The organism is Qipengyuania aestuarii (assembly GCF_019711535.1).
Taxonomy (GTDB): domain Bacteria; phylum Pseudomonadota; class Alphaproteobacteria; order Sphingomonadales; family Sphingomonadaceae; genus Qipengyuania; species Qipengyuania aestuarii.
The window spans coordinates 318030-329884 of the sequence record NZ_JAIGNP010000001.1 but is presented as its reverse complement, the minus strand read 5'-3'; the positions used below and the strand labels follow the sequence as shown (position 1 = coordinate 329884).

The following is an 11855-nucleotide window of genomic DNA, read 5'->3' as shown; positions in this document are numbered from 1 at the left end:
ACCATTGGAACCCGCTAAATATGCAGCTTGTAAGTGTTTCGAGGCAAAACCGGGCACGTTATCGCAAGGAACGGCCCGACAAGCACCCATTTGCGCCGCCGCATTTTGCAGGGTAGCGGGACGAAACGCATTCGAACAATTCTGTTAAAGGAGAAACCGTGCGGATCGCAGTGCTGTCTACTACGGATACAGATAGCTCAAGAGGAGAACCACGGGCAGCGTTTCGTACGCTCGCTGGCGCAACTATTGCGGACCGGCAACTTGATCTCGCTTTGCGGCTTGGATGTGAACGCATTGTCTGTTTGGCCGATTCCATCGGTCCGGAGATCGTGGGTCTTCAATCCCGAGCAGAAACGGCCGGCACAAAATTCAGGGCTGTCAAATCCAGCAGTCGCCTGCCGGGAATGATTGGCCCTGACGACGAAATGCTGCTTATTTCGAACGGATTATTGGTAGACGACGATGCTGCCGTTGCGGCTCTCGAAGAGCCCTCAGTCCTCGCATTTCCGGCGGATCTTGCTGTTCCTCTCGGATTTGAGAGGATCGATCTCGGTCTCGCATGGAGCGGCATTCTTCTTGGTCCGGGCAAACTGACAAGCGATCTTCAACACTTACCGGGTGATGTCGATGCCGTGTCTTCCTTGCTCCGGATAGCTCTGCAACACGGAGTTCCGCCAGTCTTATTGGATAGAAAACTGCTCGCAAAAGGTGACTGGCAGCTTGCCCCGGATGCCGATGCGCTGGCGGTGAGAGAGAAGCGCTGGATAGACGCGCAGCGAGAAAGGATATCGTTTCGTGCTCCCGGCATGGCGGTCGCGGAACGCGCTGGAGCGAGGCTTGCCCGCGACATCGTCGGTCGGAAAACAGAGATCGCGCCAACGCTGCTCGCAGTCGCGTGCGCGATCGCAGCAATGTTCGCTGCTTGGTTCGAGCTTCCCGGATACGGACTGGTCCTGACAACTGCAGTCGCGCTTTTTAGGCACCTCGCAGTCGTCGTCCAACGGATATCAGCCGCCGGCACAGGCAAAGATCATTCGACCCATCTCCAGGCCATCCTCGACTACGGCCTTGATCCACTCTTCATTATCTTGCTCGGTCTTTCAGCATACGGAACATTGGGCTGGATGAGTTTCTTCATTCCCCTCGTTCTCTTCGGTTTGCTACGGTTGGGGGAACGCTATGCGAACGAAAGGTGGCGTCGAACATATGCTGATCGAGTGGGGCTTGGCGTTGTGCTGAGCGTAGCAGCATTTTTTCATCTTGCTGCAGAAGTGGCCGCTGTTCTCGCCCTCATCGTTCTGGCCTCACGCTTTTTCAACGGCGCTCGTGCAAGCTAATTTCGAATTAACCGTGAACGCATAGAGGAGCAGCAGCCGGCTAAGGCAAGTCATGTTGCGAAGCCGTCTCTCGTCGTACTAAATTGAGGATGGGCAGTTCGTTGAACGCCAATTTCGGCCGATCAATGGAGAAGGCGAAGATAATGGGAAGCCGTCAAATGCAGGAGCTTGGCTGTGCAACGACGGATTACGCCGACCGTCTGCTGATAGCCGATGGGCGTCTCGAGCGTTTGAACGAAGACTGCGGAGGACGGGTCGGCGCAACATTGGCGATCCCCGAACTTCTCGACATCGTGGTCAAGGCCAGAGAATACGAGCAATGCCTCTCCCGCCAATTCACTGCGATTGAAGACGGGCAGCGCGTTTCTGCCTGGGTCGAGGTCGAACCGAAAGGCGGCCGGGAAACTGGCTGCTCGATTAGGGTGCTCGCGTGGCATTCAGAAACTGGCTTGGAAAGCGCAGGGCGGGAGAAGCAAAGGCATAGGGGGGAATTACTGTGCCTGCTTTCCGATCTGAGCCTTCGAATTGATCAGTCTGACCGCATTCTTTCCGTCGTCAGGGCAAGTAGCGAATTGGAGGGGGTGGAAGAAGCAGTTGGCGCAAATGTCGGCCAGAAATGGACCGGAATTTTCAGCTTTCCGGATCGCGCCGCTGGCCAGACCGGTAGTGGCGAAACGCCCAAGCCCTTGATCTGCAGCTTTTCACCCACAGGCCAGGAATTGACGGCCTTCGTGGAGAATTTTGAAAGACGAGAGGGCGACGGGGCACCTTCGGCAATCCATTTCTTCGCAAAGCGAGCACCGCTTTCCCAGTCGCAGACTCCTACCGGAACACCTTCAATAGGCGGGGACCTTGCCTCCGTACTTCGCCAGCCAATCAATCGCATCATCGCGAATGCCGAAACAATACGTACTCAATTGGCAGGGCCCATAGGTGCTCAATACAGCGATTACGCTGCCGACATCGCGAGTGCGGGACAGCATCTTCTCGCTCTTATGGATGACCTGTCCGATCTTGCCATCGTGGAGGCGGACAATTTTTCAACTGCACCCGATCGGATTGATCTAGGCGATGTCGCTCGACGAGCTTGCGGCATTTTGCGGGTCCGGGCGCGTGAAAGAAGTATAGAACTTGACCCGCCTCCTGCAGGCGAGAGCCAGCCAGCCATAGCGGAATTTCGCAGAGTGCTTCAGGTGCTTCTCAATTTGATCGGCAATGCGATTCGCTACGCGCCCGAAGACAGCCGAATCTGGGTGCGACTGGATGCGTCGGGCGGAATGGCGATGGTGACTGTCGCGGACCAAGGTTTGGGTCTTACCGCTGCAGAGCAAGTCCGGATCTTTGAGAAATACGAAAGGCTCGGTGAGGGGGAAGATGGCGGAACAGGCCTCGGCCTTTATATCTCCCGGCGCATCGCAAGGGCTATGGGTGGCGATCTGACGGTAGAAAGCGCGCCGGGCCAGGGAGCGCGTTTCTGTCTCGCTGTCCCGATTGCCAATTAAGGACCAGGGCGCGGCACAAGTTCAGGCTTTTCGACGAACCACGATCAACAGCGAAATGCCGAGAAGGAGTGTGGCTGAGCCAATCGCCACCCACGGGCGTTCGCTCAGCATGAAGCTGTTGGCGGGCCATGTGACCAAGCCGAGGCCCTGAAAAGCCCAAAGGCCTCCGGAAAGCATAAGCGCTATTCCGGAGACCTTGAGGATCAGATGCATATCAGCGTTGGCCGATAGGAACGTAATCGCGCTGGGTTGGGCCCGTATAGAGCTGGCGCGGACGGCCAATGACCTGACCAGGGTCGGAAATCATCTCGTTCCACTGGGCCACCCAACCTACCGTACGAGCGAGCGCAAAGAGCGCAGTGAACATGGTGGTCGGGAAGCCAATCGCATTCAGGATAATGCCTGAATAGAAGTCGACATTGGGAAAGAGCTTCTTTTCCTTGAAGTAATCATCATTCAAGGCGAGCTCTTCGAGCTTCAAAGCGGTTTCGAAGACCGGGTCGTTGACATTCAGAGCATCGAACACCTCACGCAGTGTCTGCTGCATGACGGTCGCACGAGGATCGTAATTCTTGTAGACCCGGTGACCAAAGCCCATCAGGCGGAAGGGGTCGTTCTTATCCTTGGCTCGCTCGATGTAATGCGGAATACGGTCAGGAGAGCCGATTTCCTGCAGCATATTGAGCGCTGCTTCGTTCGCACCGCCATGCGCTGGGCCCCAAAGACAGGCAATACCGGCTGCGATGCAGGCGAAGGGGTTGGCGCCGGAAGAACCAGCAAGGCGAACGGTTGAGGTCGACGCGTTCTGCTCGTGATCCGCATGGAGGATGAAGATCCGGTCCATCGCTTTTTCGATCGCCGGATGAATTTCATATTCTTCAGCCGGGACGCCGAACGTCATGCGGAGGAAATTGCCAGTGTAGCTGAGATCATTCTTCGGCTGCATGAAGGGCTGGCCGATCGAATACTTATACGCCATCGCAGCGATCGTCGGCATCTTGGCAATCAAGCGATGGCTGCTGATCGTCCGGTGTTCGGGATCCGAGATGTCCGTGCTGTCATGGTAGAAAGCCGAAAGCGCGCCGACCACCCCGCACATGATTGCCATAGGATGGGCATCGCGACGGAAGCCCTGATAAAACTGCCGCAACTGATCGTGCACCATGGTGTGGCGCGTGATCGTGTAATCGAAGTCGTCCAGCTCGTCCTTGTTGGGCAATTCGCCGTTGAGCAGGAGATAGGCGACTTCCATGAAGCTCGAATTTTCGGCGAGCTGACCGATCGGATAGCCGCGGTGGAGCAGCACGCCCTCTTCGCCATCGATATAGGTCAGCGCGCTTTCACAGCTCGCCGTCGATTTATAGCCCGGATCGTAGGTGAATTTGCCGGTCGAGCCGTAAAGCTTACGGATATCGATGACGTCCGGACCCACGCTTCCCTCGAGGACGGGGAAGTCCTGGGTTTGGTCGCCTAGATTGAGAGTTGCCTGCTTGTCGGCCACGCTTGTCTCCTCAGTTCAATTCATTCGATCCTGAGGGCGCTGCCTGCGCGTCGATACGCGCGAGCGACTCTTCCTTGCCCAGCAGGACCAGTACATCGAAAATTCCGGGCGATGTGGTGGTGCCCGTTAACGCTGCCCTCATGGGCTGCGCCAGCTTGCCGAGACCCAGTTCCAGCTCTTCGGCATACGCCTTCGTAGTGGCTTCGAGAGCCTCGATTGTCCAGTGATTTTCCTTGGCCAGCCGGGCCGAGAGGCCGCCCAGCCGCTGGCGGGCTTCGCCATCAAGCAAGGCTGCAGCTTTGTCGGTCATCTCGAGTGGGCGCTGCACGAAAAGAAATGCCGCGCCTTCAACTAGTTCGTTCACGCTCTTGGCGCGAGGTTTCAACACCGGCATGGCGTCTTCAAGCAGCTGTTGGTTCTCTTCTTGACCGAGCTTGGAAGCGACCAGAGTTGCAAGGCGCGCATCATCGGCTTCGCGAATATAATGTCCGTTCAAGTTCTGGAGCTTCTTGATATCGAAACGCGACGCGCTTTTGCCGACGCCATCCAGATCGAACAGTTCGACTGCTTCTCCGCGCGTAATTTCCTCGCGGTCACCGTGTCCCCAGCCGAGGCGCAACAGATAGTTGAACAATGCCTCCGGGAGGACACCCTCTTCGTCGCGGTACGCTTCGACGCCTACAGCACCGTGTCGCTTGGACAGCTTCGCGCCATCGCTGCCATGGATTAGTGGAACATGCGCGTAAACCGGATCAGGCCACCCGCCTTCGATCTCGTTCATAGCGCGAACAATAGGCAGCTGCCGAAATGCATTGTTGAGATGGTCGTCACCGCGGATAATGTGGGTCACGCCCATGTCATGGTCATCAACGACGACAGCTAACATATAGGTCGGCGTGCCATCAGCCCGCAGGAGGACATAATCGTCGATCTCTGCGTTTTCGACCGTCACCTTTCCTTGGACTTCGTCATCAATGATGGTCTCACCCTCAGTCGGAACTTTGAGGCGTATGACACAGGGCGCCCCTTCAGGCGCCTCGCTTTCGTCCCGGTCACGCCAACGGCGATCATACCGCATCGGCAGCTTGTTAGCTCTCTGCTCCGCTCGCATAGCTTCGAGTTCTTCCGGAGTGGCGAAGCATTTATAGGCATGTCCCGCTTCCAATAGCTGCTTCGCGACCTCTGCGTGCCGTTCGGCCCGATCGGATTGAAAGACCGGCGGTTCGTCGAATTCGAGACCAAGCCAGTCGAGCCCTTCGATAATCTTGTCGATGGCTTCCTGCGTGCTTCGCTTGCGGTCGGTATCTTCGATACGCAGCAGGGCTTTTCCGCCGTGGTGACGAGCATATAGCCAGTTGAAGAGCGCGGTCCGAGCTCCACCGATATGGAGGAAGCCGGTAGGCGATGGCGCAAACCTGGTGACGACCTGTTTGCTGGTTTCGCTTGCCATTGCTTCGTCTTTCCTTTCAAGTCCTTGCATGGCGACACAGCGGACGCCGATGGTGCCATTCGGCGATGGGGGGCTGCCCGCCGATGCTGCAATGCAGCGCCCTTGGCGTATGCGTGCTGCAATGTCCAGATTGGCCGGACAAACCGAAGCATTTCTAGATCGTTCTGGTTTCGACAGGGGCCCATGGCTAACAGTCTGTTTCGCATGCGGAATTGGGATATGGTTCGCGCTTCATGATCTCTGGCAATGGGGCGCTATAGCGTTAGCCTTGGTGATTGTTGCGACGGTTGCAGCTTTTTACAAAAGAGAGCAAGGCAGCCTCCCTAATCTCCGGCTTGCGGTCGCAGCCGTCGCGATAGCAATCGCACTGGGGCTGATGGTGATCTGGGCGAGGTCGGCGATGGTCGGCGCCGAACCCATCGATCACCCCGCGATGATGACACTCGATGCGCGCATTCTCGAACGCGAAGAACAGCCGGCTGAGGGGCGGGTGAGGCTTATCGTCGCGGCGCGCGATGGTGAGATCGGAAGACCTATAAAGGTGCGGATCAACGTTCCTCTTGATCGCGACTCTCCCGAATATAGCACAGGCGCTCATATCCGGTTCAAAGCGCGTTTGATGCCGCCGGCACCGCCCCTGCTTCCCGGTGCGTATGATTTTGCACGGCGGGCGTGGTTTGAAGGACTTGCGGCGACGGGCTCTCTCGCTGGCGAGATCGAATTGGTGGAGCCGGCTACATCCTCTTCGGGCCGCATCGCGAGGATGCAAGAGGGCCTTTCCAGGCATGTCCGGGCACGGTTGGATGGTTCTGCCGGAACGATCGCGGCCGCATTTGCAAGTGGGGATCGCGGCGCCATTGCAACGCAGGATGACGCAGCGATGCGCGATGCGGGTCTGACACATCTGCTGTCGATCAGCGGTCTTCATGTGAGTGCTGTGATCGCGGCGGCCTATTTTCTCGTCATGAAATCCCTCGCTCTTTTTCCTTGGCTAGCGCTCAGAGTTCGCCTGCCCTTGCTCTCTGCGGCCGTGGCGGCCGGCGCGGGAATAGGATACACGCTCTTGACCGGTGCCGAGGTGCCGACTGTTCGCAGCTGCATCGGGGCGCTGCTTGTGCTGGGGGCCTTGGCTCTGGGGCGTGAACCGCTGTCCATGCGGATGGTGGCCCTAGCGGCGGCGATCGTGCTGCTTTTGTGGCCAGAATCATTGGTGGGCCCGAGCTTCCAAATGAGTTTTGCGGCGGTGATTGCGATTGTCGCTCTCCACAATGCTGGTCCGGTGCGCGATTTCCTGGCTTCGCGGGAGGAGAGTTGGCTAAGGCGACTGGGCAGGCGGGTAGTGATGCTTTTCGTGACCGGTCTGGTGATCGAGATCGCGCTTACGCCGATCGTCCTCTTCCACTTTCACCGCGCCGGACTTTACGGTGCGTTTGCCAATGTCATCGCCATTCCGCTTGTGACCTTCGTGTCGATGCCGCTGATTGCGGTGGCCTTGCTCCTCGACCTGCTCGGCGCAGGCGCTCCTGCCTGGTGGCTGGCCGGTCAATCACTCGATCTCCTTCTCTCCATTGCGCATCTGACTGCATCGCAGCCGGGAGCGGTTAAGGTGGTGCCCCATATCGGCCTTCCGGCAGTGCTCTTCTTCGTGGCCGGAGGCTTGTGGCTGGCGCTGTGGCGGGGAAGGGCGCGGCTTGCAGGATTTGGTCCGGTCCTGGTCGGGTCCTTTCTACTGGCGACGACCGCTGCGCCTGACATACTCGTGGCGCGTGATGGCGCCGATGTCGGTCTGGTGGGCGAAGACGGGCGGCTGTTCGTGCTGCGGGACGAGCCCGGATCCTATGCCCAGGACAATCTGGTCGAGCTTGCCGGGACGGAGGCCGCGCCCATCGATCTGGAGCGGTGGCCGGGGGCGCGTTGCAGCCCGGATTTCTGCAGTCTCCCCGTGCAAAAGGGCGAAAGCAGCTGGTTCGTTCTGATCTCCCGCAGCCGCGAGCTGATCGACGAGCGTGCACTCGCCGCGGCATGCGAAAGAGCGGATATCGTTATTTCAGAACGGTGGCTGCCGAGAAGTTGCAGACCCAAGTGGCTGAAATCAGACCGGCGCTTTCTCGAGCGTAGCGGGGGACTGGCCATCTATCTCGATAAGGGCGAAATTGAGACGGTGGCGCAGGGGCAGGGCAGCCATGGATGGTGGAAAGGGGCGAGTGGCGGTTAGGCCAGCTTGCCGCCCCAATTCCCGGCCGGATCAGTGATAGCGGCGCAAAAGGCCGGCAAGCTTGCCCTGAACCTGAACCCGGCCCGCTTCGTAGACCTGCGGTTCATAGCTGCCGTTTGCAGGATCGAGGCGCACCATGGCGCCTTCCTTGCGCAGGTATTTGAGAGTCGCTTCCTCATTATCGACCAGAGCGACCACGATTTCACCGTCACGCGCGGTTTCGGTGCGCTTCACGAGGGCGAAGTCACCATCAAAAATGCCCGCTTCGATCATGGAATCGCCGCTGACTTCGAGGGCGTAGTGATCGCCGGGGCCGAGCAGGGCGGCCGGGACCGGCATCGAGGACTGGCCTTCGATCGCTTCGATCGGGGCGCCGGCTGCGATGCGTCCGTGGAGCGGAACCTCGATGATGTCGTTGGCCGGTTCGGGCGCGACCGGCCTGGCGGCGTGCGCGGCAACGACGGAATCATTGGCAGCAGGCTGGGCAGGCGATGCGGGAGCCCGCGCCGTGCCGGTCACCGAGTTTTCCGGCAGCTTGATGATTTCCAGCGCGCGGGCCCGGTTGGGCAGGCGGCGGATGAAACCGCGTTCTTCAAGCGCGGAAATCAGGCGATGCACGCCGGACTTGCTCTTGAGATCGAGCGCTTCCTTCATCTCTTCGAAAGAGGGCGAAATGCCGGTCTCTTCCAGCTTTTCCTGGATGAAACGGATCAGTTCGTGCTGCTTGGCAGTCAGCATCGGAAAACTCCCATGTTCCTGTTCACAACCCTGTGAACGAATGTGGAACAATTAGGCAACCGATTTTCACAAGTCAAGCAATACAGCCATTTTCGAGCCAGTTGGGGAGAACACCTGTTCCCCTTTCAGTCCTCCGCGTTCCATTCGCCCGACTTGCCGCCGGTCTTGGACAGCAGGCGCACGCCGCTGATCACCATGGCCCGGTCGATCGCCTTGCCCATGTCGTAGAGCGTGAGGAGGGCGATCCCGGCAGCGGCCATCGCTTCCATCTCCACCCCCGTCTTGCCGGTGAGCGAGGCGCTCGCCACCACGCGGATCGCATTGTCTTCCCGCTCGAACTCAACGGTCACGCTTTCCAGCCCGAGCGGATGGCACAGCGGGATCAGATCGCCCGTTTTCTTGGCAGCCATGATCCCGGCGATCCGCGCCGTGGCGAGCGCATCGCCCTTCGCCGTCGCCCCGGCCATGATCGCGTCGAGCGCTTCGCCATTCATGCGGATACGCCCTTCGGCCACCGCCCGCCGCGCGGTTTCGCGCTTGCCGCCGACATCGACCATATGCGCCGCGCCCTTATCGTCGAGATGGGTGAGTCTGTTCATAAAGCGGACCTGCAAGCTGAAGGGTGGAGCGCCTGGAGCACAGCCCTAGAGCTAAAAATCCCGGATTGCGGGAAGGAAGGGCCGGACATGTACATGCCCGACCTATGGCGCGGCCAGACCGTGTAGGACAGTGTTAATTGCCCGTCAGGAGCCGGCGGGTGGCCGCCTCGACATCGTCCTGCCGCATGAGACTTTCGCCGACGAGGAAGCTGCGCACACCGGCATTGGCCAGACGCTGGCAATCGTCATTCGTGAAAATCCCGCTTTCCCCGACCAGCAGGGCGTCCGCAGGCGCCAGGGCGGCGAGTTCTTCCGTCGTGGCAAGATCGGTTTCGAAGGTCTTGAGATTGCGGTTGTTTACACCCAGAAGCCGTGACTTCAATCCGGCTGCCCGCTCCATCTCGGCGGCATCGTGCACTTCGACGAGGACGTCCATACCCCGCTCGAAAGCGGCAGCCTCGATCTCGGCCATCTGCGCGTCTTCCAGCGCGGCGACGATGATGAGAATGGCATCCGCGCCCAGCGCCCGCGCTTCGGCGACCTGCCAGGGATCGACCATGAAATCCTTGCGTAGCACGGGAAGCGCGCAGGCTGCACGGGCGGCGACGAGATAGTCCTCATGGCCCTGGAAATAGGGCGCATCGGTCAACACGGAGAGGCAGGCGGCACCGCCTGCAGCATAGGCCCGCGCATGGTCAGCGGGCTGGAAGTCGGGGCGGATGAGGCCCTTGGACGGCGAGGCTTTCTTGATCTCCGCGATCAGGCCGAAGCCGGTCTGCTGCCTGTTTTCCAGCGCGCGATGAAATCCAAGCGGCGCGTCCTGTTCGCGGGCAATGCCGTCGAGGACAGAGAGGCTGCGCTGCGCCTTGCGCGCGGCGACTTCTTCGCGCTTGGTCGCGCAGATCTGTTCCAGCTTGTTCATTTCGCCAGTGCGATCCAGTCGATCAGCAATTGTCTTGCCCGCCCACTGTCGAGAGCTTCGGCTGCCATTTGCGCGCCCTCCGCCCAGTCTTCGGTTTTGCCGGCAACGATCAGCGTGGCGGCAGCATTGAAGAGCACCGCATCGCGATAGGGCCCGGGCGCGCCCAGCAGCAGCGCTTCGAGCGCCTTGGCATTATAGGCCGGATCGCCGCCGCGGATCGCCTCTACCGGGGAATGCGGCAGATTGGCCTGGACCGCGACGACGCGGCGCATTTCGAAATCATGGCCGGTGACGTCGGCCAGTTCGTTGCCGCCGGCAAGGCTGAGTTCGTCGAGCCCTTCGTCACCCGAGGCGATGAAGGTCCGCTCCGTACCCAGCCGCGCCTTTGCCCGGGCATAGATCGGCACATAGGCGGGGCGTGCGATGCCGATCAGCTGGCGGGTCACGCCTGCGGGATTGGACAGCGGCCCCATCAGATTGAAGATGGTGCGCACGCCCAATTTCTGCCGGATAGGCTGGATACGGCCCATCGCCGGATGATGGTTCTTGGCGAACAGGAAGCAAATTCCCAGATCGTTCAGTGTCTTCTCGGCGGTTCTTCCCGCCGCTTCCATATCGAGACCGAGCGCCTCCAGCGTATCGGCAGCGCCCGATTTGGAACTGGCGGCACGGTTGCCATGCTTCGCAACAGGTACACCGCACGCCGCCACCACCAGGCTGACTGCCGTCGAGACGTTGAGTGTGTGGTGACCGTCACCGCCGGTGCCGCAGCAATCGATCGTGCCGTCAGGGGCGGGCACCGGTATCAACCGGTCTCTCAGGGCGCGCGCAGCCCCGGCAATCTCTTCCGAGGTTTCGCTGCGGGCCGACATATTGACCAGAAAGCGGCCGATTTCCTCGTCGCCCACTTCGCCGTCGAGGATCCAGCCGAAGATCTCATGCGCATCGTCTTCGGTAAGGTGCGTGTCTGCCGAGGGAAGCTGTCTGCTCATGCCGGCACCTTGGCATCCACGCCGCAGATCGCAAGGAAGTTGGCCAGCAGGGCGTGGCCATGTTCGGTGGCGATACTTTCGGGATGGAACTGGACGCCGTGGATGGGCAGGCTTTCATGCCGGAAGCCCATCACGCTCGACCCGTCGAGACCGGGCGTCTCGCTGGTGGCGTTGACGATCAGGCAGTCGGGAATATCCTCCACCACCAGCGAGTGATAGCGGGTGGCGGTGTAAGGCGAGGGCAGCTTTGCAAAGACGCCGGAGCCGTCATGTGTAAGATCGCTCGTCTTGCCGTGCATCAGCCCGCCGCGCACCACCTTGCCGCCGAAATGCTGCCCGATCGACTGATGGCCGAGGCACACGCCGAGCAGGGGTTTTTCCGCCTTGGCGCAGGCGGCGACCAGATCGAGGCTGACCCCGGCTTCATTCGGCGTGCAGGGGCCGGGCGAGATGAGATAGCCCGCCGCATCCTTCGCGATAGCCTCTTCGTCAGTGATGGCATCGTTGCGCACGACATCGACCTCGGCCCCCAGTTCCATCAGATAATGGACCAGGTTGAAGGTGAAGCTGTCGTAATTGTCGATGACGAGGATCATGTC

At 59.9% G+C, this 11855-nt stretch carries 10 protein-coding genes; 3 read left to right on the top strand and 7 right to left on the bottom strand.

Annotated elements, in window-relative coordinates:
* The first annotated feature begins 158 nt into the window (after nucleotides 1-158).
* A complete protein-coding gene (locus tag K3175_RS01645; RefSeq protein ID WP_221541634.1) occupies nucleotides 159-1337 on the top strand; it encodes a hypothetical protein in 1179 nt (392 codons plus the stop codon).
* A gap of 143 nt (nucleotides 1338-1480) precedes the next feature.
* Complete coding sequence (locus tag K3175_RS01640; protein WP_221541633.1) at nucleotides 1481-2839, top strand: sensor histidine kinase; 1359 nt, start codon at nucleotides 1481-1483, stop codon at nucleotides 2837-2839.
* Between the two features lie 214 nt (nucleotides 2840-3053).
* On the opposite strand, the gene K3175_RS01630 is transcribed toward K3175_RS01640, so the two are convergent.
* Nucleotides 3054-4340, bottom strand: a complete 1287-nt coding sequence (locus K3175_RS01630; protein ID WP_221541631.1) for a citrate synthase — start codon at nucleotides 4338-4340, stop codon at nucleotides 3054-3056.
* 10 nt (nucleotides 4341-4350) lie between these two features.
* On the bottom strand, nucleotides 4351-5790 hold the full coding sequence (gltX, locus tag K3175_RS01625; protein WP_221541630.1) for a glutamate--tRNA ligase: 1440 nt from the start codon (nucleotides 5788-5790) through the stop codon (nucleotides 4351-4353).
* 28 nt (nucleotides 5791-5818) lie between these two features.
* Here gltX and K3175_RS01620 point away from each other — a divergent pair, with 28 nt between their 5' ends.
* On the top strand, nucleotides 5819-8005 hold the full coding sequence (locus K3175_RS01620) for a ComEC/Rec2 family competence protein (RefSeq protein ID WP_221541629.1): 2187 nt from the start codon (nucleotides 5819-5821) through the stop codon (nucleotides 8003-8005).
* 30 nt (nucleotides 8006-8035) lie between these two features.
* Here the strand turns inward: K3175_RS01620 and lexA are convergent, their stop codons facing one another.
* The 5 genes from lexA to K3175_RS01595 all read right to left on the bottom strand — a co-directional run bounded on the left by lexA (nucleotide 8036) and on the right by K3175_RS01595 (nucleotide 11852).
* Entirely contained in the window at nucleotides 8036-8743 is a 708-nt protein-coding gene (gene lexA / locus K3175_RS01615; RefSeq protein WP_221541628.1) for a transcriptional repressor LexA, read from the bottom strand.
* Nucleotides 8744-8868: 125 nt separating this feature from the next.
* The gene (gene moaC, locus K3175_RS01610) at nucleotides 8869-9342 is read right to left on the bottom strand and encodes a cyclic pyranopterin monophosphate synthase MoaC (RefSeq protein ID WP_221541627.1); all 474 of its coding nucleotides are present in this window, start codon (nucleotides 9340-9342) and stop codon (nucleotides 8869-8871) included.
* Between the two features lie 133 nt (nucleotides 9343-9475).
* The gene (trpC, locus tag K3175_RS01605) at nucleotides 9476-10264 is read right to left on the bottom strand and encodes an indole-3-glycerol phosphate synthase TrpC (protein ID WP_221541626.1); all 789 of its coding nucleotides are present in this window, start codon (nucleotides 10262-10264) and stop codon (nucleotides 9476-9478) included.
* Nucleotides 10261-11256 carry an anthranilate phosphoribosyltransferase gene (gene trpD / locus K3175_RS01600; RefSeq protein WP_221541625.1) on the bottom strand — a complete coding sequence of 332 codons (996 nt, stop codon included), beginning with the start codon at nucleotides 11254-11256 and terminating at the stop codon, nucleotides 10261-10263. The genes trpC and trpD overlap by 4 nt, the downstream gene beginning before the upstream one ends.
* Nucleotides 11253-11852: an anthranilate synthase component II gene (locus K3175_RS01595; protein WP_221541624.1), complete on the bottom strand. Its 600-nt coding sequence runs from the start codon at nucleotides 11850-11852 to the stop codon at nucleotides 11253-11255. The genes trpD and K3175_RS01595 overlap by 4 nt, the downstream gene beginning before the upstream one ends.
* Nucleotides 11853-11855: the final 3 nt, after the last annotated feature.

Coding starts and splice junctions, on each gene's coding strand:
- K3175_RS01620 (WP_221541629.1), top strand. CDS start 5,819: ATGGCGACACAGCGGACGCCGATGGTGCCATTCGGCGATGGGGGGCTG.
- moaC (WP_221541627.1), bottom strand. CDS start 9,342: ATGAACAGACTCACCCATCTCGACGATAAGGGCGCGGCGCATATGGTC.
- K3175_RS01595 (WP_221541624.1), bottom strand. CDS start 11,852: ATGATCCTCGTCATCGACAATTACGACAGCTTCACCTTCAACCTGGTC.
- gltX (WP_221541630.1), bottom strand. CDS start 5,790: ATGGCAAGCGAAACCAGCAAACAGGTCGTCACCAGGTTTGCGCCATCG.
- trpD (WP_221541625.1), bottom strand. CDS start 11,256: ATGAGCAGACAGCTTCCCTCGGCAGACACGCACCTTACCGAAGACGAT.
- K3175_RS01640 (WP_221541633.1), top strand. CDS start 1,481: ATGGGAAGCCGTCAAATGCAGGAGCTTGGCTGTGCAACGACGGATTAC.
- trpC (WP_221541626.1), bottom strand. CDS start 10,264: ATGAACAAGCTGGAACAGATCTGCGCGACCAAGCGCGAAGAAGTCGCC.
- lexA (WP_221541628.1), bottom strand. CDS start 8,743: ATGCTGACTGCCAAGCAGCACGAACTGATCCGTTTCATCCAGGAAAAG.